This is a genomic window from Pseudomonas sp. OTU5201 (genome assembly GCF_038440135.1).
Taxonomy (GTDB): domain Bacteria; phylum Pseudomonadota; class Gammaproteobacteria; order Pseudomonadales; family Pseudomonadaceae; genus Metapseudomonas; species Metapseudomonas resinovorans.
Window position 1 is genome coordinate 22,848 of record NZ_JASATC010000012.1, and the last position, 21,669, is coordinate 44,516.

The window sequence follows — 21,669 nt, forward strand, 5'->3', positions numbered from 1 at the left end:
CTTCGCCTTTCCTATGAGGGGCGAAATCATTCACCCCCCTAGGAAGCAGATCACGCCAGGTGCGCCTGCAGCCGCACCGTCCCCGGCCGGTGGCAGGTCACTGCCACCTCGCCTAGCCCCAACCACCTCGCCATCTCCTGCAGATTCTCCGCCAGCTCCTGCATGCCGGTCTCACTGAGGCCGCGCTCTTCCTCGTGCAGGGCATGCACCGCCAGGCGGTCCTGGGCGCGCTCGGCGCGCAGGTCGACACGCGCAACCAGGCGCTCGTCATGCAGGAACGGCAACACGTAATAGCCATACTGGCGCTTGTGCTGCGGCGTATAGATTTCCAGGCGGTAGCGGAAGTCGAACAGGCGCTCGGTACGCGCCCGCTCCCAGATCAGCGAATCGAAGGGCGACAGCAGCGCGCTGGCCCTGACCTTGCGAGGCACCTTGGGTTCACCCAGGCAGTAGGCGGGCTGCTTCCAGCCATCGACCCGAGCCTGATGCAGCTCGCCCTCCTCCACCAGTTCGGCCAGCCGAGCCTGGCTGTCGCCGGTATCCAGACGGTAGTAATCCCGCAAGTCACGCTCGGTGGCCACGCCGAGCGCCTGGGCAGCACGCAGCAGCAACTGGCGCTGGGCATCGGCTTCAAGCATTTCCGGTTGGTTCAGGATGTCGGCGGGAATCACCCGCTCCGGCAAGTCGTAGAGACGCTCGAAACCTCGGCGCCCGGCCACTGTTACCTCTCCGGCAGCGAACAGCCATTCCATTGCGTGCTTTTCCGCACTCCAGTCCCACCAGGGCCCGGCGCGCTCCTCACGAGTGCTCAGCGCACCGGCGCCCAACGCACCTTGCTCACGTACCGCCTGCAGCACGCGCTGGATCACCTCCTGTTGCTCGAAGCCAAAACGCGCCAGTTGCTGATAGATACCCTGCCCCCTGGCCGCCCGGCGCATGCGCCAACGCAACAGCGGATAGAGTTCCAGCGGCAACAGCGAGGCCTCATGGCCCCAGTACTCGAACAACGCCCGACGCTGGGGCTTGCCCCAGGCCAGGTCATCCAGCAGCTCACGGTCATAGTGTCCCAGGCGGGAAAAGGCTGGCAGGTAATGAGACCGCACCAAGGCATTCACCGAGTCAATCTGCACCACCCCAAGCGCGCCCAGCTGTAACCGCAGGTGCCGATGACGAACGGCGCCGCGTGGCGCACGAGCGAAACCCTGTGCCGCCAGGGCCAGGCGACGGGCTTCGGGAAGGGAAAAGCTCAGGGTCATAGGGCTCCGTGCCGGTAGGGGAATAACGCTTCACAGTAGCATCAGCCTGCCTGGCTTTCGCGCTCTAACTCGAAGGGTGCAAAGGGTACGGACTGATCCGGGGCGAGGAAGGTCTGGCGGAAGGTGAAGGCTTCCGGCGTGGGGCCGGTGTCGCGCAACTGTGCCAGACGTTGAGCGGCTTCGCGGACATCGGGTCTATGCCCCTTTGGCACCCACCAGAGCACCTGATGCGCGATGGAAACCCGCTCGAACCACTCCTTGCGCCGGCGCAGCATCTCAACATGGGCGGAGCGGTAGACGAAATCAGTAAGGCTGGCCACATCGCGCCAAACCGAGAGATTGACCAGCACCTCAGGGCCGAAGGGCCGGATTGCGGTGGCATCGCCCTCCTCGTCCTGCAGCCGCCAGACAAAGCCCGGCGCACGGTCGGCCAGGGCGTTTACCGGCTCCAGGTTGGCGACGAAATCAGCCAGGACCGGGGAGTCCAGAGGCGCCTTCATCGTAGCGATGTTCAATTGGGCCAGTTCGTGGGTATTCGACATGGGTTCGTTCCCTTGAGTCCATTGGTATGGATCGCGGCCCGCCCTGCGCTTCACCGGTGGCGGGCCGCCTCTGTGTTTCACTTCTTCAGTGGGTCTTCCCAGAAGTGACGCTCGCTTTCTTCCATCACGTCGGCGCGGGACAGCCCGATGTCCTTGAGCATGTCGTCGCTCATCCGTGATAGCTGCTCACGTTCATAGGCCAGTTGCTCCCAGCGTTTGACCTTGTGCCAGGCAGCGGCGAGCCAGCTTTCCCGATGAGGCTCGAAACGAACGTGTTGCGACGTACCGATAAAGCCGTGTTGACCTTTCATCTTGGTGCCCTCCCAGTGGGGATGGCGCCAGTTTCCAACCAGGACTAAGATCAATCCAACGAATGTTTCTTATGTACTGCATCTCAGGATTTGATGAATGAACTACCCAGCCATCGATACCGAACTGCTGCGTACCTTCGTCGCCATCGCCGACTACGGCGGCTTCACCCGGGCGGCAGAGATGGTCAACCGGACCCAGTCGGCCGTGAGCATGCAGATGAAGCGGCTGGAAGAGGATGTGTTGCAGCGCACGGTGTTCGAGCGTGACGGCCGCCAGGTCAGGCTAACCGCCGAAGGGCAGATACTGCTGGGCTACGCGCGGCGCATCCTCAAGCTGCATGGGGAGGTGATGAACACCCTGCGCCAGCCGCACATGGTGGGTTCGGTACGCATTGGTACGCCGGACGACTATGTGATGCGCTTCCTGCCCGGGATTCTCTCTCGCTTCGCCCAGGCTTATCCGCTGGTACAGGTGGAGGTGCACTGCGACTCCTCCGCCCAGCTGCTGCAGCGCCAGGATCTCGACCTGACCATCGTGACCCGCAAGCCAGGCGACGATATCGGCGAGTTCCTGCGCCAGGAACGCATCGTCTGGGCCGAGGCCATCGGCTTCAACCCCCACGAGCAGCCGGCCGTGCCACTCGCCATGTTCAACTCCGAATGCTTCTGCCGCGCCTGGGCCTGTAACGCACTGGACGCCATTGGGCGCGAGTATCGGGTGGCATACACCAGCCCGAGCCTTTCGGCCATCATGGCCGTGGTGAGCGCCGGCCTGGCGGTCACCGCCCAGTTGCAGAGCCTGATCACCCCCGACATGCGCATCCTCGGTGATGCAGAAGGCCTGCCGCAGCTACCGGTGTGCAACATCATGCTGTTGAGAAACGAGCGCAATCAGTCCCCCGTGACCGACACCCTGGCCGAGCACATCATCGAAGGTTTCCGGATCTGATGCTCACTTGACGGCGAGTAACACGGCACAGAGCAACAGGAAGGCACAGAACAGCGAACGCAGCACGTGCTCCGGCAAGGCATGTGCCATGCGCACTCCCCAGCTGATACTGAGCAGGCCGCCCACCGCGAGCGGCAGCCCCATCGTCCAGTTCACATGATCGTGCAGGCCGTAGGTGGCAAGGGTCACGGCAGTGCCGGGCGCGGCCAGCGCCAGGGAAAGTCCCTGAGCCATGAGCTGGCTAGTGCCGAATACGCTGGTCAGCACCGGCGTCGCAATGACCGCACCGCCGACCCCGAACAGGCCGCCCGCAGCGCCTGAAATGCCGCCCAACACCCCGAGCCAGGGCCAGGGGTGGCGCAACTCTGAGCTGGCCTGGGCCTTGGCCATGAACATACGCGCGAAGTTGTAGGCGGCCAGCGCCAGCAGGAAGGCGACGAATGCCAGGCGCATGCTCTCAGCATCAATCCGAACGGCGAAGAGCGACGCCAGCCAGGCGAACCCGAAACTGGTGGCCGCCAGCACTGCCGCGTAGCGCGGGTCGATGCGGTTGCGCTGGTGATAGCGCCACAGCGCCAGCAGCACATTGGGCACCACCATCACCAGGGCGGTGCCCTGGGCCAGTTGCTGGTCAAGACCGAAGAGCACGCCCAGGGCGGGAATGGCGATCAGCCCGCCGCCAATACCGAACAGCCCTCCCATGGTGCCAAGCAATGCACCCAGCGCGACGTTCAGAGCAAAAGCCAAAAGATCCATGACACCTCCCAAGCAGATCGAGGATGCTACCGACGACCTGTTGTCGCGGAAACGCACAACGGCGCACAATGGCTTTGCGCTCTTCGCATAGGCAGCCCGAATGAACCCAGATGTTCTAACCGAACAGTTGGCCCTTTTCCTGGACGTGCTGGAGGCCGGCAGTTTTTCCGCCGCGGCCCGGCGCCACCCGCTCACGCCCTCGGCCGTAGCACGGCGCATCGACGCCCTGGAGCGCGCGTTGGGCAGCAGCCTTTTCGTGCGTAGCACCCATGCGGTGAAGGCCACTCCCGCCGGCCTGGCCTTTGCCGAACGAGCAAAGCGGGTGTTGGCAGAACTACGCCTGGCTCGCGCCGAGGCGGTGTCCCTTTGCAGCGTGCCCGAGGGCTTGATTCGCATCGATGCGCCCGCCCCGTTCGGCCGCCGCCACCTGGCGCCGGCCATTGCCGAATTCCTCACCACCTATCCCGGGCTCGACGTGCAGTTGCGGCTGATCGACAGCTTCATCGACATGCAGGGCGAAAACCTCGGCCAGGTGGACCTGGTGCTGCGCATCGGTCCCCTGGCCGATAGCCGCCGGGTGGCCACACCGCTGGCGCCCTTGGTGCGGATACTCTGCGCCAGCCCGGAATACCTGCGGCGGCGCGGCATTCCCCGCGACCCGCGCGAACTACCCGAGCATGACGGCCTCGACTGGGATGCCCTGGCACCGCCCTATGCCTGGCGCTTCGAGGTGGATGGCAAGTTGCAGCATATCCGTCCGGGACGCATGCGCTTGGCCGCGAACAACGCCGAAGCGCTGCTCTTCAGCGCTGCAGCGGGGCTCGGCATCGCCCACTTGCCGACCTGGCTTATCAGCGAACATCTGGTGCGCGGAGAGCTGGTACCGCTGTTCTGCGAAAACGGCCTGCCGGCGCCGGAGCCCAGCGGCATCTACGCCTTGCGCCTGGAAGGAGAAGCCAGCTCGAGAAGCCGATTGATGCTGGAATTCCTGAAGAATCGCTTCGGCCCGGTACCGCCCTGGGACCTCGCCCTGAGCGGCCTGGGCCGGGCCTGATCAGCGTGGCAATTGCACCACGCGGGTGGCTGCCAGCCGATCATGCAGGCAGCGACGGTCTGCGCGGAAAATGAACAGGTAATCCACCAGCACCAGAAACATGCCGACGATCGGGACATACGCGAGCAACCACCAGACCAGGTAACGCTTGAGCAACAGGTTGCCCAGTTCCGGCACCTGGCCATTGAGGTCGACGATGGCAATCTTCAGCAGTCGCTTGCCGAGGGTCTGGCCGTAGGTCTTGAGGAAGTGGCCGTTGACCAGCATGAAGACTGCCACGCCAACCACCAGGCTCAGAAGTTGTTGGCCCAGACTCGGCTCGATGCCTTGCTGGGCGGCCGCGAAGGTGCCGGAGAAGTACGCCACAGGTACGGTCACCACGCTCATGATCAGGCCATCGATCAACGCGGCGCCCAAGCGCGTCCAGCGCGAGGCGAGCAAGGGTTCGGCGACACTGCTGACGGTGAGTTCCGCCTGAGGTGCCTGATAGGGATTTTGCAGGTTGTCCATGATGCAGTCCTTGCAGAGATTGACCGGGAAATTGTGGCGCCTGATGAAGGCATTGCAAGGACGCACGGTCAGCGATGGAAAGAATGAATTTTGCCCACGAAAGGCTTGCGCGCTAAATTGGTCGCTATCACCGCCTCTGGAGACCCGCCATGTCTACGCCTCCCTGCAAGGAACTGCTGCTCGACAACCAGCTCTGCTTCGCCCTCTATTCCACCTCCCTGATGATGACCAAGGTGTACAAACCCCTGCTCCAGGAGCTGGGCCTGACCTATCCGCAGTACCTCGCCATGATGGTGCTCTGGGAAGGCGATGGCATCACTGTGGGAGAAATCAGCAATCGCTTGCTCACCGATCCCGGCTCCCTCACCCCGCTGCTCAAGCGCCTGGAAGCCGAAGGACTGATCACCCGCACGCGCAGCAGCAAGGATGAACGCGTAGTCGAGTTGCGCCTCACCGAACAGGGTCGAGCCCTGCAAGAGAAAGCCAAGACCGTACCCGCCTGTATCCTCGCCGCTTCCGAACGCTCCACCGAGCAGTTGGGTACCCTCAAGGACGAACTGGTGTCGCTGCGCAGCAGTCTGGGAAAGGCCGTCTAACGGCCTTATTCCTGAATCTTCAGGTCACTATTCCAAAACTTTCCAACAAATATCTTGCGCGCTAACTAAATTGTGTTTAATTTCCGCCCTACGCACTTACTTAGCGCGCAAACTTTTAGACATCAAAGCAAACGACAGATAGAGGAACCCACCATGAAATCGATCAGCACCCTCGTTGCCGGCAGCCTGCTCGCCCTCTCCGTCAGCCATGCCTTCGCTGCTGGCAGCCCAGGCGTGGAACGCAACACCCAGGCCTTTCTCGAAGCCCTGGCGGCAGGTGGCGGCCAGCCCCTGGAAACCTTGGCACCCAAGGATGCTCGTGCGGTGCTGGTGGGCGCCCAGGCCAGCGTGAAACTGGAACTGCCGAAGGCCGATGTCAGCCAGAAGACCATCGAAGCCGATGGCCAGAAGATCGACCTCACCATCGTCCGCCCAGCCGGCGCTAAAGGCACACTGCCGGTGTTCATGTTCTTCCACGGCGGCGGCTGGGTGCTGGGAGATTACCCGACCCACGAACGCCTGATCCGTGACCTGGTGGCCAACTCCGGCGCCGTGGCGGTTTACGTGAACTACACGCCCTCCCCCGAAGCCAAGTACCCGACTGCGATCAACCAGGCTTATGCCGCCACCAAGTGGGTGGCCGAGCACGGCAAGGAAATCGGTGTGGATGGCAACCGTCTGGCAGTGGCCGGCAACAGCGTGGGTGGCAACATGGCTGCAGTCGTCAGCCTGATGGCCAAGGACAAGGGCACGCCGAAGATCCGCTTCCAGGCCCTGCTGTGGCCAGTCACGGACGCAAGCTTCAACAACGCATCCTACAACCAGTTCGAGAACGGCCACTTCCTCACCCGCAACATGATGAAGTGGTTCTGGGATAACTACACCACCGACCCGCGCCAGCGCGCCGAGATCTACGCCTCGCCGCTGCAGGCTTCGACCAAGCAACTGAAAGGCCTGCCGCCGGCCCTGGTACAAACCGCGGAGTTCGATGTACTGCGTGATGAAGGCGAAGCCTACGCCCGCAAGCTGGACGCCGCCGGCGTGGAAGTCACTTCCGTGCGCTACAACGGCATGATCCATGACTTTGGCCTGCTCAACGTGCTGGCCAAGGTCCCGGGCACCCGCGCAGCGATGCAGCAAGCCGGCGAGGCGATCAAGGAACACCTGAAGTAAGAACTGAAAGCAGAAACGAAAAAGCCCGCTTTCGCGGGCTTTTTCCTGTCTCGCTAAAAGGCTCAGGCCTTGACGCGGGACTTGTACTCGCCAGTGCGGGTATCGATTTCGATGGAATCACCGATTTCGCAGAAGGCGGATACTTGCAGCTCGGCACCGTTGTTCAGGCGAGCGGTCTTCATGACTTTGCCGGAGGTGTCGCCACGGACGGACGGCTCGGTGTAGGCGATCTGGCGAACGATGGTGGTCGGCAGTTCGACGGAGATCACGCGATCGTTGTAGAACACGGCTTCGCAGACGTCGGTCATACCGTCTTCGATGAAGGTCAGCACGCCTTCCAGGTCGGCCTTTTCGATCTCGTACTGGTTGAACTCGGGGTCCATGAACACGTACAGCGGGTCCGCGAAGTAGGAGTAGGTCACTTCCTTGCGTTCGAGGATGACCGGCTCCAGCTTGTCGTCGGCCTTGAATACGGTCTCGGTGCCGGCGCCGGTCAGCAGGTTCTTCAGCTTCATCTTGACGACTGCGCTGTTACGGCCGGATTTGTTGAACTCGGCCTTTTGGATGACCCAGGGAGCGCCATTGATGTTGGCGACTTGGCCGGCGCGGAACTCTTGAGCGGTTTTCATACGAATATCCGATGTGGATGAGTGACAAAAAACAGGCCGCGTATCATAGCGAATTTGTACAAAACTGCACCAGACCCGTCGCGAGATCAGTGCGCGCGGCCTGTTGGACGCACCAGCGCTCGGCATGCCGCGCGATCTCCGGCCAGTGCGTCGACAGCGCGTTCCAGGCCTCGCCCATGCCTTCGCCCCGGTTCCAGGCGCGCCAGGCTTCGGTCAGCGCGGCAGCCGCGGCCGGGGACAAGGCCTGGCAATAGAGGCTGAGAAACGCCTCCAGTTTGTCCCAATGGGCATCTTCGTCCTGCTTGTAGATATGCCAGAGCAGCGGACGCGCGGCCCATTGGGCACGGACAAAGGAATCCTCCCCGCGCACCGCATTGAGATCGCAGCACCAGAGAATCCGGTCGTAATCGTCCTGGCTGACGAAAGGCAGGACCTGGATCACCAGTTGGCCACGACGAAAACGGCTGCCCGCGCTCAACATATCCTCCCCCAGCCAACGAGCCAGGTCCGCCAGCACCCGACCAACGGGCACCAGCAATTGCACCGGTCGAGGGCCCGCCGCCAACGCCTCCATCCACCCAGCCAGACTGCTGTTCTCGTAGGCAAAGAGCGAAATCAGCAGTGCGCCCTCCTCCAGTTCCACGCCCAGCGTTTCGAGGAAAGCCCGGCGCGCCTGCGGGTCGGCCTGGAAGGCCTGGCGGTGCTCCATCAAGGCAGCCTCCCGCAGCACGCCCCCGGTGCCATCGGCAAATCCAGGGAAGTAGAAGACCTTCTGCAGCCCGTTGGGCTGGAAAGACGGCAGCCCGTGGCAACCGGCCACCCAGTCTTCAGCGCTGAGGTATTCCAGATTCAGCCAACGGGGCGTGTCCGCCCTGGCGGCCATTGCTTCCAGGTAGGGTTCAGGCAGCTGGCACGCGAAGGCTTCGATCACCACATCCGCCGGCTCCGCCGGTTGCCAGTCGCGCTGCCAGTGGCGGATTTCCACGCCCTGCTGCCACTGGCTTTCCGCCTCGGGATCGGCCTGGGGACAGAGCGGCGCAAAAACCGCCGGCTCATCCACCCAGAGGCGCACCGCCTGGCCATGTTCGGCCACCAGTTGTCGCGCCAGGCGCCAGGTCACGCCGATATCGCCAAAGTTGTCGACGACGTTGCAGAAAATGTCCCACTTCACGATGCGGCTTCCAGCAGAAAACCGCAGTTTAACCAAGACACCGGGCGCACAAACAAAATGCCCGCCATAAAGGCGGGCCAAGGGAGCATGGTGCCGAAAAAGGATTGCGTGGAGCCGGAGCCTCAGGCCAGCAGCGCGTGCGGGCTGTGCTGGCGGCGAGCCAGTTCCAGGTGCCAGATTGCCTTACTGGCGCCGGCGGCCTCGCGGGAGGTGAAGGGGCCGGAACGCATTACACCGTCCACCACCACGAACCAGCAGGCTATATGACCATCAGCCCGGAGCGTTTCCGGAACCGCTGTACCGACCAGGGACATGACATCGACGTGGGACATGGCCTCACCTCCTTCGCTTCACATGGTGCAAAGACTATGGGGCAGGCCGGACCAATAGAAATCAGTTGCCTCAATAGTGGCTATCCATATCAGCAATTGGCCGCCTATCCGCAAACTGGACAGCACCGAATTGGTGCGACTAGATTGATGACTCATGGCCATAAGCCATGAATCACTCCCTTCGACAGGACGTCAAACCATGTTCGCCCTCGCCCGCCCCACCTCTTTGCCCGCACTGTGCGCCTCCTCTTGCCAGCTCAACTCAAGGCGCTTGCCATGAACGGCTCGATCAAGCGTTTCTTCAATGACCTCAGCGTTCGCCAGAAGCTGCTGACCGGATTCGGCCTGGTACTCGCCATCACCCTGCTCGTGGCCTGGACCAGTTGGCGCGCACTGGAAGGCGCCCTTCACCGCTTCGACATCCTGCTACGGGTCAACGACATCGATACCAAGCTCTATCAGGTGCGCCAGCACGAGAAGGACTTCATCATTCGCAGTGACGAGCAGGCCATCATCAATGCGCTGCAGCTTATCCGGGAGATTCAGGGCATCGCAGACAACACCCTGAAGGTGATGACCATCCCCAGGACCATCGACCTGATGAAGCAGATCCAGGCGGATCTCGGCCAGTACCAGCAGAAGCTGACCGGTCTGGCGGATATGGAGAAAAACAAGCGCAGCGCCCAACAGAACATGGAGCAGGCCGCCCGTGAGGCGCTCAAACAGTTCGATGAGCTGGAACAGCGCCTCACTGCAGCGGCCTTGCAACAGATCCGCCAGAGCGGCGACGAGAATGGCATTCGCGCCCTGGAAAGCGCGACCCACGCCTCCGGCATGGCCAAGGATGTGCTCACCGCGCGGCGCCATGAAAAGGACTTCGTCATGCGCGGCGACGACCAGTACGCCAGCAAGCTCAGTGCCCTGTTCGATGCCCTCGACAGCCGGGCCAATGACCTGGCCGGCAGGATCAGCGAGCCGAGTGCCCGCGAGGACCTTGATGCGGCACGCAAGCAGATCGAGCGTTACCGCAGCGAATTCGCCAACCTGCGCCAGAGCATCCAGCTCCATGCCGACTCTGAAACTGAACTCACTACCCGTGCTTCGGGCATTTCCGACGCCTCTACCGATGCCCTGAACATTCAGATGCAGTTGCTGGAAGCTGACGCCCACCAAGCCAAGACCATCCTGGTCACCGCGGCCGCCATCGGCTTTGTGGTGGGGCTTCTATCGGCGCTGCTGATCGCCCAACTGATCGTGGTGCCCCTGCGCCAGGCGGTTAACCAGGCACGCAAGGTCGCGGCCGGTGATCTGACCTCGGATATACGCAGCGACCGCAAGGATGAGCTGGGTCAGCTGATGCAAGCCATGCAGGACATGACCGAGAGCCTGCGCAGCCTGCTCAAGCGCCTCAGCAGCGGCATCGAACAACTTGCCACCGCCGCCGAAGAGATGTCCGCCGTGACCGAGCAGACCAGCGCTGGCGTCACCCAGCAAAAGATGGAAACCGAGCAAGTGGCCACGGCCATGCACCAGATGGTCACCACCGTCCAGGACGTCGCCCGCAACGCCGAGTCCGCAGCCGATTCCGCCGGCCACGCTGACCGCCAGGCGCAGCATGGCACCCTCGTCGTCCAGCAGGCCATCGAACGCATCGAAAACCTGGCATACGCCATCGAGCAGTCCGCCGGCGCCATCGAACGGCTCAAGCACGACAGCACCAACATCGGTACGGTGCTCGATGTGATCAAGAGCATCGCCGAACAGACCAACCTGCTCGCACTCAATGCCGCTATCGAAGCAGCCAGGGCCGGAGACGCTGGACGCGGCTTCGCCGTGGTGGCCGACGAAGTACGCGCCCTCGCCCGCCGCACCCAGGAATCGACCACCCAGATCGAGCAACTGGTCAGCACCCTGCAGGACGGCGCCCAAGGCGCAGTGGACATGATGGGCCGCAGCCGCACTGAGGCCGGCCAGACCGTAGAGGCCGCCAAGGAAGCCGGCGACGCCTTGCTGGCGATCAACACTTCGGTGTCCAACATCCAGCAGCTCAACCAGCAGATAGCGACTGCTGCGGAGCAGCAGAGCGCCGTGGCGGAGGAGATCAACCGTAGCGTCACCAACATCCGGGATGTAGCCGAGCAATCCGCTGCCGCGACTGAAGAGACCTCGGTCGCCAGCGTGGACCTCGCCCGACTTGGCACAGAGCTGCAAACCGAAGTCGGGCGCTTCCGTCTGGCCTGAATGCAAAAGCCCCCTGCCCGCTCGCACGGACAGGGGGCAACCAGAGACAGTAAAGCGGCTTCAACAGGGGGGGCCGGTTGCCCAAGGCCCCAACCACCACCGGCAGCCCGTTGGCGAGGCTGGCCGCGCCGCATCGCGACATGCAGCTGCGGGCCTATCGCATCCTCGGCACGCTGTGCTGCCGAGCGGCAAGGTCCTTGGTGGTGACCGCCTCGCGACCCTGCGAGCTTTCCTCATCATGCTTGAATGACCTTGGCATTTCGTACATTGCGGCTTACCATAAACACGTTTCGCACACCATGCAAACACGATAAGTGAGCCAAGGACGATTCATTCCGTCATTAAGATTCGCGGCATGAACACGCTTGGATCGCGCATAGCGCACTACAGAAAGCTGAAAGGACTCTCTCAGCAGGCCCTGGCAAACGAGTGCGGGTGGGAATCACAGTCCCGTATCGGCAATTACGAGCGGGATACCCGCGAGCCCTCGTTCGAAGACCTCAGGCGAATCGCCAAGGCGCTGGAGGTATCGCTCAACGACCTGCTCAATTCCGCCATGCAGATTGCCGAATCCAAAGATGGCCGCTACGGCCCCGCACAGCCCCTCAGCCCACGCTCACGCCAAGTGCTGGAGCGCCTCACGCTTGCCGCCAACGAAGGCCGCCTGGTCGAGCAGGATCTGATCCTGCTCGACCAGATCGCTCGACGCCTGGAAAAGCCCGACGACTGATTCGAGTCGACCCTTTTCACAGGCTACCTGCCTCATGGACATGGGTGTCCGATCCCCGTGCCTCGAGAGGTACCGCCCATGCGTGCCAACGTCGTGAAGATCGCCTTGCTGGCCGTCATACTCGCCAGCAGCAACGGCTGCATCATCCATCACTTCGATGACGACCATCACCGTGGAGGCTGGGACGACCGCCACGGACACGATGACTAAGACCGGGACGGACACAGGAAAGGCCGCCGCTGAGCTGCAAAAAGCAACGCGGTCGTCAGGCTCTTGACGGACCTTCTGCATCCATCGCGACCGGGTGTATAGTCGAAAACCCCGGCCTCCCAGCGAGCGGTCGCCCATGGCTGCTTCCTCTCCCGGAATGTCTAGACGCCAAGTGCTCACGGCCTTTGCCGCCCTCGGCGCCGCCCTGGCCATGGGCGATGCCCTGGCCACGCGGATTGACGTGACGCTACGGCCCCGAAACCTCCATGCCCGCCTGCTAAACCGCGATCGCCACCTGCGCCTGGAGCGCCCAGCCTCCGGCGAAGTCGTCACCTTCTGCTACTTCCGCAAGGGCAAGGGCTGGGATCTGGAAGGCTATCGCCAGGGCTGCCGAATCCTGCGAGACGTTAAGTACCGAAGCACGGTAAAGGTCAACGTCAAACTGCTCGATCTGCTCTTCCTCATTCAGGCCTGGCTGCGCATCAACCAGTTACCCACCCGTATCCTGATCAACAGCGGCTATCGCACCCCGCAGCATAACGCCACTCTGGAAGGCGCTGCCCGCCACTCCCTGCACATCCGTGGCATGGCCGCCGACATCCGCATCCCCGGCGTCAGCATAGAGCGACTGGGCAAACTGGTTCGCGGCATCGGTGCCGGTGGCGTGGGCTTCTATCCCTCGAAAGGCTTCATCCACGTCGACGTTGGTCGCGTCAGAACCTGGCGCGTCGCCGAGCTGGTAGAGCCAGGGCAGGAGGAATGGGCCTTGGCCGTGCTGGACCAAGGCGAAAACTTCGCCTGATCTCAGTCGAAATCAGCGCAATCACCGCACACGAACTGGCCGCGACGGTCCGTCCTGCCGGTCAACTCGCCGCAGTAATCGCACTCGCCTTCCGACACATCGAGCGGATCGGTTTCCTCGTCATCGAAGAACTCGTCATCCAGGTCATCGTCATTGTCCAGCAAGTGATCATGCTCGGGTTCATGGAGGTCGAGATCGTCGTCCATAGCACTGTGCCGTAAGGGGAGTCGAAAGGTCGCGGACTATAGCGCCGAGGCGGCAGAGCCGCCATCGGCCGGGCCGGGCAAATCGATGGATGGGCTATCGCCCGCTCTGGATTGCTATGCTCGCGGAGCGAATCACTTACCTGAGAACATGACATGGACGTTCTTCGAATGACCGCATGCGCGCTCGCGCTGATGGTATCCGGCTGCCAGACCACCGAAGTCTGGAAGGAACCTCAAGCCGAGTACGTCCGGATCGTGCCTTCCACCCCGGACGAGGATGTTGAGGTCGGGCTGAAATCGTCTGGCCGCGAGTACCACTGCGCGCAGCGCCACAGGAATGACCGTGACACGGACAAGGTCTGCTACGCGAAAGTGACGCCCATGGAAATCGCCAAGAACGTCGCCATCAAGCTTCAACGCACCCCCGAAGCACTTGCCATGGACACCGGCAAAATCATCTACGTCGTGGGTTACACATTGCTCGATGGCCTGTTCAAGGTGGGCTACCACAACTGATCAATGCCACCGCGCCGCTGGCTTCGACCCACGCGGCCCTTTTACCGCCGTAGCGCCTGGAATCGTCGGGCTGTACCAGGAGGCCGCAACGCCTACAGGGACAACCCATGGAGGCGAGCACCAGGGGTGCCTCCCCGCGTTGTCGCACACAAACAAAAAGCCCCTGATCTCGTTAGAAATCAGGGGCTTTTGTATACGGAAAGTGGCGGTGAGGGTGGGATTCGAACCCACGATACGGTTTCCCGTATACACACTTTCCAGGCGTGCTCCTTCAACCGCTCGGACACCTCACCGGAATCTCTTCGAGACGTTGGCCCCGTCGAGGTGCGCTAATTTAGTGGAGTGTTTTCCGGAATGCAAACACTTTTTTCATAAATTTCATGCGTTTATGAAAATTTCTTCCGCATGCCAATTTCCACTTCTGCTGTCAAGTGGCCGGTCACGGCATAGCGGAGGCTTTTTGAACCGGGGGCGAGGAGCCAGGAACTGGGGATGACTGAGCAGTCAGTCTCAGTCCTTTACCTCCACGGTAGCGCTGAGTAACGTCGATCCACTTCTTAACAAGGAACCTGCCATGAGTGAGCTGATTTCCTACCAACTCGAAGACGGCATTGCCACCCTGACCCTCAGCAACGGCAAGGTGAATGCCATCTCCCCTGATGTGATCGCTGCCTTCAACACCGCGCTGGATCGCGCCGAACAGGACCGCGCCATCGTCATCATCACTGGCCAGCCGGGCATCCTTTCCGGTGGCTACGACCTGAAAGTGATGACCTCCGGCCCGCAGAACGCCGTCGCCTTGGTCGCTGCCGGTTCCACGCTGGCCCGCCGCATGCTGGCACACCCCTATCCCGTCATCGTCGCCTGCCCGGGTCATGCCGTAGCGAAAGGAGCCTTCATCCTGCTATCGGCGGACTACCGCATCGGCGTCGAAGGTCCGTTCAGCATTGGCCTCAACGAAGTGCAGATCGGCATGACCATGCACCACGTGGGCATCGAACTGGCACGTGATCGTCTGCGCAAGTCCGCCTTCCACCGTTCGGTGATCAATGGCGAGATGTTCGATCCGCAGGGCGCGCTGGATGCCGGCTTCCTCGACAAGGTCGTACCGATCGAGCACCTGCAGGAGGCCGCCCGCGCCGCCGCCTTGCAACTGAAGAAGATCAACATGACCGCCCACCGCAACACCAAGCTCAAGGTCCGCAAGGCGCTGCTGGAAACCCTGGATGCGGCCATCGAGCTGGATAAACAGCACCTGGTTTAAGCTCCGGGACACGAAGAAGCCCCGCGATGCGGGGCTTTCTCTTTTGGGGTGGAGTTACATGGCTCCGCCGCTGTCATCGCCCGGTTCGGCACCCGCATGCTGGCCGTGATCGTCGCCGACATCATGGCCCGGCCCATCGTCCGCACCATGCCCGACGCCATGGGGCCCACCGTCGTCATGACCTGGGCCATCGTCTGCCCCGCGGTCGCTGTGGGCGCTACCGGGGCCGCTATTTCCCGAGTGGCCACCGTCACCGCTGTGACCACTGCCATCGCCACCGTGGCCGCTTCCGCTGCCGCCATGGCCACCTCCGCTGCCGCCGTGGCCACCACCGCTACCGCCATGGCCACCTCCTCCGCCGCCGCTGCCACCTCCGCCGCCACTTCCTCCACCCCCGCCATCCTTGGCATAGGCACTCGATGCGCCGGAAAGATCACCCGGCAAGACGGTGAAGGACAGACTCAAAACCGAGCAGATCGCCATCGCCAGTAAACACCTCTTTAGCGTCATGTCAGGCCTCGCGTTCTCAAGTGACTTACCTATTGAACACTAGAGAATGTAACAGCATGTTTCATAGGGTCTGACCGGTGGTGACCTCACAACGAAGCAGAGCCAACCCACTCACGACCTCCTCGATTACGCTCACCGGAGAACGTAACCAGGCGCTATGGGGATTCTCTGATGCCGGCCTTGGAGAGCGCAGCATGCGGACCTGGGGCTGTTCCTGGATCAACGCGGCCAGGCCTCGGGTTGAGGCTTCCGGGGCGAAAGAGTCGCCGTGGATGCCTATGAACAGGGACGGCGTCCGGGTGTGCCGAGGATGGGTCAGATCCAACCCGAGGTGATCGAAATTGCCCGTCCAGGCCACTCGCCCCCAATCGCGCATCAGGCTGCGCGCTTCGTGGCCACCGAAACCGATAGTCTTGCCCGGCAGGTATCCGAACACGGCAGTCAACAGGTTGAAGATCAAGGCCACGCTGGGCGTCAGCAAGCGCTGCCTGCCCTGCCAGTTGCGGTAATGAATATTCCCGCAGGCCACGCCCACCACCGCCACCTCGGCCTGGGGATTGGCGGCAGCGAACAACGTCGCGATATGCCCGCCCAGGCTATGACCCAGCAAAACCAGGCGACCTTGGGGAAAATGCTGGCGAGCAGCCTTCAACAAGCTCGGTACGAACTCATCGACCAAATCACGGTAGCCATAGTCCAACCGACGGCTCGGCCGTGGAGCACTTTCTCCCTGGCCGGGCCAGTCCACTACCAGCACGTGGTTGCCGGCAGCCACCAGGCCCAGGGCAAAGTTTTCGTACTTGCGCGCAGCTACGCCAAGGGCCGGCAACAGGATCAATACAGGACCGGCAACGGCCGAACGGTAGACCCGATAGGGGCAATCAAATCGACCTGCAGAAAATCGGATGGCCTCGATCAATTTGTTCTCCTTGTTTCGATCGGTGAGGAGGGGCGACCAATTTAGAGCAACTACTCTAGACCTGTCATTGCAGAACCTCGGCCTTCAGCAAGACTCAGAAGATCAGGCGCGATAATCTGCGCGCCAAACCTCCCACCAACGGATGAAGGAACAGCTGAACCATGGGTCGAGTCGTTGCCGCCGCGGTGTACACCAAAGGCCGGAAAGTAGCCGACATAACCCTCGATGAAGGCTTGCAGTGGGCCAGCAAACCGGGGCACTTCGTCTGGATAGGCCTTCATGACCCCGGCGCGGAAGAGCTGAGCAACCTGCAGCGACAGTTCGACCTGCACGAACTGGCCCTTGAAGACGCCCTCACCCGCCATACCCGCCCCAAGCTGGAAACCTTCGGTGACGCCCTGTTCCTGGTGGTCTATTCGCCGATCGAGGTCGAAGGTGAACTGCAGTTCATCGAGACGCAACTGTTCGCCGGCAAGGGCTACATCATCAGCGCCCGCTATGGCGAATCCGCGCCCTACTCCCGCGTTCGCCAGCGCTGCGAGGCGCGCCCGCTGTTGCTTGACCACGGCGAAGACTTCGTCCTCTACGCACTGCTCAGCTTCGTGCTGGAAAATTATCGGCCACTGATGGACAGCTTCCATGCGGAGCTGGAGGAGATCGAACAGAACGTGCTGGAGCGACCACTGGGCAAGTCCGATGTCGAGCGCATCCACTGCTTGCGCCGCGACCTGCTGCGCCTGCGCCGTTACATCGGCCCCATGGGGGAAATCTGCGAGGAGCTGCAGCGTCTGGACTTCCCTTTCATCGACAAGCACATGCGGCCTTACTTCCGCGACATCGCCATCCATGTCAAACGCCTGCTTGAAGACCTGACCGGCCTGCGCGAAATGGCCGATCACGCCATTGAAATCGGCTTGCTGCTGGAGTCTTCCAGACAGAGCGTGGTGCAACGCAAATTCGCCGCCTGGGCCGCCATCCTTGCCTTCCCAACGGCAGTTGCGGGCATCTACGGCATGAACTTCCAATACATGCCGGAGCTGACGTGGCAATACGGTTACTTCGGCGTGCTGGGGCTGGTGGCAACCGGGTGTACCGGGCTCTATGCCAGCTTCAAGTACTACGGCTGGCTGTGAAGGGCGACGTCTGCTGCGCTGGAAATCCATCGCGTGGATTTCCGGCCCGTGGATGGTGAACGAAAGGGCCACGTCCCGTGCGACAAAAAACCCGCCTGAAGGCGGGTTTTTCCGTACAGATCCGATCAGGCCGCGCGGTCGCGAGCGATGAAACGCATCATCCACTCGGCCACGGCAGCACCCTGGTGGTCGCGGTTCAAGCTGCTCACGCCTTGCTTGTAGACCTCATCGCCGAGGAAATCCTGGCGCAGGTCGAGCAGTGCGCGGGAGTAATCGTGGACGAACTCCGGGTGGCCCTGGAAGCACAGCACCTGGTCGCCCACGGCGTAAGCGGCGTTCGGGCAAAAGTCGCTGGAGGCCAGCAACGTGGCGTTTTCCGGCAGCTGAGTGACCTGGTCCTGGTGGCTGATCAACAGGGTCAGGTCCTCCAGTTCGGGAGTCATCCACTCCGGCTTCTGTTTCAGCTGGTAGCTATGGGTGCCCACGCCCCAGCCCTGCGTAGCACGCTCGGTACGCCCACCCAGCAACAGGGCGAGTAGTTGGTGGCCGAAGCAGACGCCTAGCAGTTTGTCGCCGGCCTCGTAGCGCGCCAGCAGGAACTCCTTGAGCTTCAGGATCCAGGGATCGGTACCGAAAGAGTCGGCCTTGCTGCCGGTCACCAGGTAGGCGTCGAACGTCTCACCCTCAGGCGGGTAATGCCCCTGCACCACGTTGTAGACACTGAACTCCGCAGCAATCGGCTGTTTGGCGAACAGCTGCTCGAACATCAGGCCGTAGCCTTTGTATTGATCGACCAGTTCGGGGCGGAGAATGTCAGTTTCGAGAATGCAGATGCGAAGTGGCATTAGCTCATGGTTCCTGAAATGCAGAGAGGCTCTATGTAGGGAAAATGTGCGATTTATTTAACACAGTGACGGTGTGATTGAAATACCACTTGATCCCCTCCCCCATAGCCAACGCCTAACAGGGCGATAGGCTGCATCAGGTGCCGTGCCTCCCCTGCCGAAGCCACCAGGCTGTGCCGCTCTAGCTCGGCGCTTAACAAGCCACGTCAAGTAAAATTGACGACGCCCGACGGAACTATTGGTGCCGTCGATACTTACCATGCCTGAACGTCGTTTTTTCATCGAAAGGATTTTCGCGACTCTACGTCCACCCCAAGTCCCCCGGTCGCGGAGTCCAGAAATGAGCAACCCCACTATTCAGTACGCACGTAATGGCGCCCTCGCCAGCCTCGGCCTGTATTTCGTCGTGGTGATGGTGGTGCTTGCCATCAGCTTCGGTTACGAGCGCGGTCGCATCGGGGTGAGTCCCACAGACGCATCCATGAGTTTCTACCAGCAACTCAGTCAGAGCATCCCAGTGTTGCTGGCGAGCCAGAAGAAACCCAGCGGTAGACACCAAGGCTGACACCCGGCACAGGCAAGACCGAAAATGAAACAGCACAGGAACCGACTCTATTTCCTCACCGCCCTGGCAGTCATGACCAACGGTTTTTCGTTGATAGGCTGCGCCCACGGCTCGGTAGGTTCGTTGGCGAAGAACATCGAAGCCAACCACAACATCAGCCGCGGAATCACCAACGAGCGCGCCATGCACGTCCTGTCGGGCAACCCGCCGACCGGCCGCGAGATCTCGCTTCCTGCTGTCTTCGACATGAGTTCGCTGGCCTGCTGCACCAGCTAACCGCTGGAATGACGCCAGGCCTAGCCATCCAATTGGCATAGCCCCTCGGACTTATCCGCTGCGGCGTCAGAAGCACTCGTCGACGAATGCAGACACCAGCCCATCTGCACGAAGGCAACTGACGCCCTGCGAATGGACTCACTCTCTGCGGCAACTAGCCCAACTGATGGAACAGCGCGCGAACGGCTGGGGCAGAGCTATTTGATCACCCCTTCAGACGGTCAGCACCCGCATCAAATCAGCTTACTTCCAGTTCCCTGGGGGTAACTGGCTCGCGGAGTTCAGTGATACTTGTTTTCAGGAACTCAGGGAGAAAGCCCGCATGACTGAAAACAAGTTTCAAGAACGGTCATTGAACCCGCTCACCAAAGGCCTTGGCGCCACCCCTCCGGATTGCACACTGGAAGCGATGGAAACGCTGGGCTGGAACATACTCGACGAAGACGTCAGCCTGCCGGTGGCGGTCCTGCGCCAAAGCCGCATCCGCCACAACCTGGAGTGGATGCGCCAGTTCATCCAGCGCTACGGCGTGCAACTGGCCCCCCATGGCAAGACCACCATGAGCCCCACCCTCTTCCACCTGCAGCTGGCGCACGGTGCCTGGGGCATCACGCTGGCGACCTCGCCCCAGGTGCAGGCCGCCTATGCCGCCGGCGTCCGTCGCGTCCTGCTGGCCAATCAACTGGTGGGCAAAGGCAACATGGCAATCGTCTCGCGGCTCCTGCAGGACCTGGACTTCAGCTTCTGCTGCCTGGTGGACTCCCCCGCCAACGTGGACGCCCTCGGGCGCTACTTCGACGAGGCCGGCCAGCGCCTGCGCGTGCTGATCGAATACGGCGTTCCGGGCGGTCGCACCGGCATCCGAAATCCGGATCAGGAAGCCGAACTGCTCGAGGCCATCAGACGCTGGCCGCAGTCCATCGATCTGGTGGGCATCGAGCTCTACGAAGGTGTGCTGCAGGAAGAGGACGCCATCCGCGCGCTGCTCCGCCATGTCCTGCAGCGCGCCCGCGCCCTGGCCGATGGAAACTGCTTCGCCGAGCCGGAGATTCTGCTTTCTGGTGCGGGTTCGGCCTGGTTCGACGTTGTCGCCGAAGAGTTCGCCGGCCAGGACATCGGCCACCCGCTGCAGGTGATCCTGCGCCCCGGCTGCTACCTGACCCACGATGCCGGCATCTACCGCGACGCCGAGCAACGCATCCAGGCCAACAACAGGGTGGCGCGGGAAATGGGACGCAGCCTGCTGCCGGCGCTGCAGCTCTGGGCCAACGTACAGTCCATGCCGGAGCCTGGCCTGGCAATCATCGCCCTGGGCAAGCGCGATGCCGCATTCGATGCCGGTATGCCCATCACGTCGTTGCACCACCGCCCTGGCTCGGATCACACGCCGACGGCGGCGCCGGCGGACTGGCGCATCACCCGCATGATGGACCAGCACGCCTTCATGACCCTCCCGCTCGAAGCCGACCTGGAGGTCGGCGACCTGCTGGCCTTCGAGATCTCCCACCCCTGCCTGACCTTCGACAAGTGGCGGCAACTGCTGCTGGTGGATGACGACTACCGAGTGGTCGGAGCCGTGGAAACCTTCTTCTAGCCGCACAACCCATTACCCAACCAAGCCCCCGCCCACGGGCGGGATGGCCCCCTTTTGCCTGACGAACAAGGAACACCCTATGCACGCAGCGACAGGAAGCCCGCTGTTGGTTTACGCCGCGCTCGCCATCATCGCCCTGGCGGTTCTGATCGCTCGCTACCGCCACATCGCCCTGGTAGTGGCGCTCGGCACCATGTTCGGCAAGATGATGGCCGAATCGGGCGGCGCCGAGCGCATCGCGCAGACATTGATTACCCGTTTCGGAGAGCGCAACGCCCACTGGGCCATGGCCTGCATCGCCTTCCTCTGCGGCCTGCCGCTGTTCTTCGAGGTGGGCTTCGTGCTGCGGGTGCCCATCGCCTTCACCATCGCCAAGCGCATTGGCTCGTCGGCGTTGATGACCGGACTACCCATGGTTGCCGGGCTCGGTGGTACACGGTCTGGTTCCGCCGCACTCCGCAGCCGTGCTGGCAGTGGGCGAATACTCGGCCCAGGTCGGTCGCACCGTGCTCTTTGCCATCCTCGTCGGCGTTCCAACTGCGGCCATCGCCGGACCGATTTTCGCCCATTCCGGCGCAT

The 21,669-nt window shown here is 62.2% G+C and carries 26 protein-coding genes, 1 tRNA gene and 2 pseudogenes; 17 read left to right on the plus strand and 12 right to left on the minus strand.

The annotated features are described in order from the left end of the window. Positions 1–50: 50 nt before the first annotated feature. From AAHM40_RS09780 to AAHM40_RS09790, 3 genes are all read right to left on the minus strand, one after another. Positions 51–1,256, minus strand: coding sequence for a winged helix-turn-helix domain-containing protein (locus AAHM40_RS09780; RefSeq protein ID WP_342244452.1), 1,206 nt, complete (start codon positions 1,254–1,256; stop codon positions 51–53). Between the two features lie 41 nt (positions 1,257–1,297). Beyond that, complete coding sequence (locus AAHM40_RS09785) at positions 1,298–1,798, minus strand: DUF3291 domain-containing protein (protein WP_342244453.1); 501 nt, start codon at positions 1,796–1,798, stop codon at positions 1,298–1,300. 77 nt (positions 1,799–1,875) lie between these two features. Then, positions 1,876–2,109 (minus strand): DUF1127 domain-containing protein, encoded by a 234-nt coding sequence (locus AAHM40_RS09790; RefSeq protein ID WP_342244454.1) that lies wholly within the window; start codon positions 2,107–2,109, stop codon positions 1,876–1,878. 97 nt (positions 2,110–2,206) lie between these two features. Here AAHM40_RS09790 and AAHM40_RS09795 point away from each other — a divergent pair, with 97 nt between their 5' ends. Further along, positions 2,207–3,058 carry a LysR substrate-binding domain-containing protein gene (locus AAHM40_RS09795; RefSeq protein ID WP_342244455.1) on the plus strand — a complete coding sequence of 284 codons (852 nt, stop codon included), beginning with the start codon at positions 2,207–2,209 and terminating at the stop codon, positions 3,056–3,058. 3 nt (positions 3,059–3,061) lie between these two features. Here AAHM40_RS09795 and AAHM40_RS09800 read toward each other — a convergent pair whose 3' ends face one another. Continuing rightward, on the minus strand, positions 3,062–3,814 hold the full coding sequence (locus AAHM40_RS09800) for a sulfite exporter TauE/SafE family protein (protein WP_342244456.1): 753 nt from the start codon (positions 3,812–3,814) through the stop codon (positions 3,062–3,064). A gap of 100 nt (positions 3,815–3,914) precedes the next feature. On the opposite strand from AAHM40_RS09800, the gene AAHM40_RS09805 reads away from it, so the two are divergent. Continuing rightward, the gene (locus AAHM40_RS09805) at positions 3,915–4,868 is read left to right on the plus strand and encodes a LysR family transcriptional regulator (protein WP_342244457.1); all 954 of its coding nucleotides are present in this window, start codon (positions 3,915–3,917) and stop codon (positions 4,866–4,868) included. On the opposite strand, the gene AAHM40_RS09810 is transcribed toward AAHM40_RS09805, so the two are convergent. Then, positions 4,869–5,378 (minus strand): RDD family protein, encoded by a 510-nt coding sequence (locus AAHM40_RS09810; RefSeq protein ID WP_342244458.1) that lies wholly within the window; start codon positions 5,376–5,378, stop codon positions 4,869–4,871. It abuts the gene before it with no gap. Positions 5,379–5,527: 149 nt separating this feature from the next. Between AAHM40_RS09810 and AAHM40_RS09815 the strand changes: the two genes are divergently transcribed. Together AAHM40_RS09815 and AAHM40_RS09820 are read left to right on the plus strand one after the other, a co-directional pair. After that, positions 5,528–5,974, plus strand: coding sequence for a MarR family winged helix-turn-helix transcriptional regulator (locus tag AAHM40_RS09815; protein WP_342244459.1), 447 nt, complete (start codon positions 5,528–5,530; stop codon positions 5,972–5,974). Positions 5,975–6,127: 153 nt separating this feature from the next. Next, positions 6,128–7,147: an alpha/beta hydrolase gene (locus AAHM40_RS09820; RefSeq protein WP_342244460.1), complete on the plus strand. Its 1,020-nt coding sequence runs from the start codon at positions 6,128–6,130 to the stop codon at positions 7,145–7,147. Positions 7,148–7,209: 62 nt separating this feature from the next. Here AAHM40_RS09820 and efp read toward each other — a convergent pair whose 3' ends face one another. The 3 genes from efp to AAHM40_RS09835 all read right to left on the minus strand — a co-directional run bounded on the left by efp (position 7,210) and on the right by AAHM40_RS09835 (position 9,279). Continuing rightward, positions 7,210–7,776 (minus strand): elongation factor P, encoded by a 567-nt coding sequence (gene efp, locus AAHM40_RS09825; protein ID WP_028627254.1) that lies wholly within the window; start codon positions 7,774–7,776, stop codon positions 7,210–7,212. 43 nt (positions 7,777–7,819) lie between these two features. Then, positions 7,820–8,950, minus strand: coding sequence for an elongation factor P maturation arginine rhamnosyltransferase EarP (earP, locus tag AAHM40_RS09830; RefSeq protein ID WP_342244533.1), 1,131 nt, complete (start codon positions 8,948–8,950; stop codon positions 7,820–7,822). Positions 8,951–9,069: 119 nt separating this feature from the next. Next, a complete protein-coding gene (locus AAHM40_RS09835; RefSeq protein WP_028627252.1) occupies positions 9,070–9,279 on the minus strand; it encodes a hypothetical protein in 210 nt (69 codons plus the stop codon). Positions 9,280–9,555: 276 nt separating this feature from the next. On the opposite strand from AAHM40_RS09835, the pseudogene AAHM40_RS27240 reads away from it, so the two are divergent. From AAHM40_RS27240 to AAHM40_RS09855, 5 genes and pseudogenes are all read left to right on the plus strand, one after another. Then, positions 9,556–10,659: pseudogene (locus AAHM40_RS27240) on the plus strand (methyl-accepting chemotaxis protein); the annotation flags it as partial. Between the two features lie 117 nt (positions 10,660–10,776). Then, on the plus strand, positions 10,777–11,520 hold the full coding sequence (locus AAHM40_RS27245) for a methyl-accepting chemotaxis protein (RefSeq protein WP_446731556.1): 744 nt from the start codon (positions 10,777–10,779) through the stop codon (positions 11,518–11,520). 355 nt (positions 11,521–11,875) lie between these two features. Further along, positions 11,876–12,250 carry a helix-turn-helix domain-containing protein gene (locus AAHM40_RS09845; RefSeq protein ID WP_342244462.1) on the plus strand — a complete coding sequence of 125 codons (375 nt, stop codon included), beginning with the start codon at positions 11,876–11,878 and terminating at the stop codon, positions 12,248–12,250. Between the two features lie 78 nt (positions 12,251–12,328). Next, positions 12,329–12,460: a hypothetical protein gene (locus tag AAHM40_RS09850; protein ID WP_342244463.1), complete on the plus strand. Its 132-nt coding sequence runs from the start codon at positions 12,329–12,331 to the stop codon at positions 12,458–12,460. A gap of 157 nt (positions 12,461–12,617) precedes the next feature. Further along, complete coding sequence (locus AAHM40_RS09855; protein WP_342244464.1) at positions 12,618–13,262, plus strand: YcbK family protein; 645 nt, start codon at positions 12,618–12,620, stop codon at positions 13,260–13,262. Positions 13,263–13,264: 2 nt separating this feature from the next. Here AAHM40_RS09855 and AAHM40_RS09860 read toward each other — a convergent pair whose 3' ends face one another. After that, positions 13,265–13,468 carry a hypothetical protein gene (locus AAHM40_RS09860; protein WP_342244465.1) on the minus strand — a complete coding sequence of 68 codons (204 nt, stop codon included), beginning with the start codon at positions 13,466–13,468 and terminating at the stop codon, positions 13,265–13,267. A gap of 168 nt (positions 13,469–13,636) precedes the next feature. Here AAHM40_RS09860 and AAHM40_RS09865 point away from each other — a divergent pair, with 168 nt between their 5' ends. Continuing rightward, on the plus strand, positions 13,637–13,984 hold the full coding sequence (locus tag AAHM40_RS09865) for a hypothetical protein (protein ID WP_342244466.1): 348 nt from the start codon (positions 13,637–13,639) through the stop codon (positions 13,982–13,984). 203 nt (positions 13,985–14,187) lie between these two features. On the opposite strand, the gene AAHM40_RS09870 is transcribed toward AAHM40_RS09865, so the two are convergent. After that, positions 14,188–14,277, minus strand: a tRNA-Ser gene (locus AAHM40_RS09870). 281 nt (positions 14,278–14,558) lie between these two features. Between AAHM40_RS09870 and AAHM40_RS09875 the strand changes: the two genes are divergently transcribed. Both AAHM40_RS09875 and AAHM40_RS09880 read left to right on the plus strand, forming a co-directional pair. Continuing rightward, positions 14,559–15,248: a crotonase/enoyl-CoA hydratase family protein gene (locus AAHM40_RS09875; protein WP_342244467.1), complete on the plus strand. Its 690-nt coding sequence runs from the start codon at positions 14,559–14,561 to the stop codon at positions 15,246–15,248. A 96-nt stretch (positions 15,249–15,344) separates the two neighbouring features. Next, the gene (locus tag AAHM40_RS09880; protein ID WP_342244468.1) at positions 15,345–15,740 is read left to right on the plus strand and encodes a hypothetical protein; all 396 of its coding nucleotides are present in this window, start codon (positions 15,345–15,347) and stop codon (positions 15,738–15,740) included. A 79-nt stretch (positions 15,741–15,819) separates the two neighbouring features. On the opposite strand, the gene AAHM40_RS09885 is transcribed toward AAHM40_RS09880, so the two are convergent. Then, entirely contained in the window at positions 15,820–16,677 is an 858-nt protein-coding gene (locus tag AAHM40_RS09885; RefSeq protein ID WP_342244469.1) for an alpha/beta fold hydrolase, read from the minus strand. 161 nt (positions 16,678–16,838) lie between these two features. On the opposite strand from AAHM40_RS09885, the gene AAHM40_RS09890 reads away from it, so the two are divergent. Then, positions 16,839–17,810: a magnesium and cobalt transport protein CorA gene (locus tag AAHM40_RS09890; RefSeq protein ID WP_342244470.1), complete on the plus strand. Its 972-nt coding sequence runs from the start codon at positions 16,839–16,841 to the stop codon at positions 17,808–17,810. A 125-nt stretch (positions 17,811–17,935) separates the two neighbouring features. Here AAHM40_RS09890 and AAHM40_RS09895 read toward each other — a convergent pair whose 3' ends face one another. Further along, positions 17,936–18,655, minus strand: a complete 720-nt coding sequence (locus AAHM40_RS09895; RefSeq protein WP_028627242.1) for an amidotransferase — start codon at positions 18,653–18,655, stop codon at positions 17,936–17,938. Positions 18,656–18,995: 340 nt separating this feature from the next. Here AAHM40_RS09895 and AAHM40_RS09900 point away from each other — a divergent pair, with 340 nt between their 5' ends. From AAHM40_RS09900 to AAHM40_RS09915, 4 genes and pseudogenes are all read left to right on the plus strand, one after another. Beyond that, entirely contained in the window at positions 18,996–19,220 is a 225-nt protein-coding gene (locus tag AAHM40_RS09900) for a hypothetical protein (protein WP_028627241.1), read from the plus strand. Positions 19,221–19,244: 24 nt separating this feature from the next. Continuing rightward, positions 19,245–19,496, plus strand: a complete 252-nt coding sequence (locus AAHM40_RS09905) for a hypothetical protein (RefSeq protein ID WP_342244471.1) — start codon at positions 19,245–19,247, stop codon at positions 19,494–19,496. 322 nt (positions 19,497–19,818) lie between these two features. Next, positions 19,819–21,090 (plus strand): amino acid deaminase, encoded by a 1,272-nt coding sequence (locus AAHM40_RS09910; protein WP_342244472.1) that lies wholly within the window; start codon positions 19,819–19,821, stop codon positions 21,088–21,090. A 79-nt stretch (positions 21,091–21,169) separates the two neighbouring features. Continuing rightward, positions 21,170–21,656, plus strand: a pseudogene (locus AAHM40_RS09915) (GntT/GntP/DsdX family permease); the annotation flags it as partial. Positions 21,657–21,669: the final 13 nt, after the last annotated feature.

Excerpts from the sequence above, each read along its gene's own strand:
- AAHM40_RS09895 (WP_028627242.1), bottom strand. The coding sequence starts at position 18,655 with ATGCCACTTCGCATCTGCATTCTCGAAACTGACATTCTCCGCCCCGAA.
- AAHM40_RS09880 (WP_342244468.1), top strand. The coding sequence starts at position 15,345 with ATGCTGGCCGTGATCGTCGCCGACATCATGGCCCGGCCCATCGTCCGC.
- AAHM40_RS09815 (WP_342244459.1), top strand. The coding sequence starts at position 5,528 with ATGTCTACGCCTCCCTGCAAGGAACTGCTGCTCGACAACCAGCTCTGC.
- AAHM40_RS09905 (WP_342244471.1), top strand. The coding sequence starts at position 19,245 with ATGAAACAGCACAGGAACCGACTCTATTTCCTCACCGCCCTGGCAGTC.
- efp (WP_028627254.1), bottom strand. The coding sequence starts at position 7,776 with ATGAAAACCGCTCAAGAGTTCCGCGCCGGCCAAGTCGCCAACATCAAT.
- AAHM40_RS09860 (WP_342244465.1), bottom strand. The coding sequence starts at position 13,468 with ATGGACGACGATCTCGACCTCCATGAACCCGAGCATGATCACTTGCTG.
- AAHM40_RS09780 (WP_342244452.1), bottom strand. The coding sequence starts at position 1,256 with ATGACCCTGAGCTTTTCCCTTCCCGAAGCCCGTCGCCTGGCCCTGGCG.
- AAHM40_RS09835 (WP_028627252.1), bottom strand. The coding sequence starts at position 9,279 with ATGTCCCACGTCGATGTCATGTCCCTGGTCGGTACAGCGGTTCCGGAA.
- AAHM40_RS09855 (WP_342244464.1), top strand. The coding sequence starts at position 12,618 with ATGTCTAGACGCCAAGTGCTCACGGCCTTTGCCGCCCTCGGCGCCGCC.
- AAHM40_RS09845 (WP_342244462.1), top strand. The coding sequence starts at position 11,876 with ATGAACACGCTTGGATCGCGCATAGCGCACTACAGAAAGCTGAAAGGA.
- AAHM40_RS09890 (WP_342244470.1), top strand. The coding sequence starts at position 16,839 with ATGGGTCGAGTCGTTGCCGCCGCGGTGTACACCAAAGGCCGGAAAGTA.
- AAHM40_RS09805 (WP_342244457.1), top strand. The coding sequence starts at position 3,915 with ATGAACCCAGATGTTCTAACCGAACAGTTGGCCCTTTTCCTGGACGTG.
- AAHM40_RS09900 (WP_028627241.1), top strand. The coding sequence starts at position 18,996 with ATGAGCAACCCCACTATTCAGTACGCACGTAATGGCGCCCTCGCCAGC.
- AAHM40_RS09910 (WP_342244472.1), top strand. The coding sequence starts at position 19,819 with ATGACTGAAAACAAGTTTCAAGAACGGTCATTGAACCCGCTCACCAAA.
- AAHM40_RS09800 (WP_342244456.1), bottom strand. The coding sequence starts at position 3,814 with ATGGATCTTTTGGCTTTTGCTCTGAACGTCGCGCTGGGTGCATTGCTT.
- AAHM40_RS09875 (WP_342244467.1), top strand. The coding sequence starts at position 14,559 with ATGAGTGAGCTGATTTCCTACCAACTCGAAGACGGCATTGCCACCCTG.
- AAHM40_RS09785 (WP_342244453.1), bottom strand. The coding sequence starts at position 1,798 with ATGTCGAATACCCACGAACTGGCCCAATTGAACATCGCTACGATGAAG.
- AAHM40_RS09790 (WP_342244454.1), bottom strand. The coding sequence starts at position 2,109 with ATGAAAGGTCAACACGGCTTTATCGGTACGTCGCAACACGTTCGTTTC.
- AAHM40_RS09820 (WP_342244460.1), top strand. The coding sequence starts at position 6,128 with ATGAAATCGATCAGCACCCTCGTTGCCGGCAGCCTGCTCGCCCTCTCC.
- AAHM40_RS09810 (WP_342244458.1), bottom strand. The coding sequence starts at position 5,378 with ATGGACAACCTGCAAAATCCCTATCAGGCACCTCAGGCGGAACTCACC.
- AAHM40_RS09795 (WP_342244455.1), top strand. The coding sequence starts at position 2,207 with ATGAACTACCCAGCCATCGATACCGAACTGCTGCGTACCTTCGTCGCC.
- AAHM40_RS09865 (WP_342244466.1), top strand. The coding sequence starts at position 13,637 with ATGACCGCATGCGCGCTCGCGCTGATGGTATCCGGCTGCCAGACCACC.
- AAHM40_RS09850 (WP_342244463.1), top strand. The coding sequence starts at position 12,329 with ATGCGTGCCAACGTCGTGAAGATCGCCTTGCTGGCCGTCATACTCGCC.
- AAHM40_RS27245 (WP_446731556.1), top strand. The coding sequence starts at position 10,777 with ATGGAAACCGAGCAAGTGGCCACGGCCATGCACCAGATGGTCACCACC.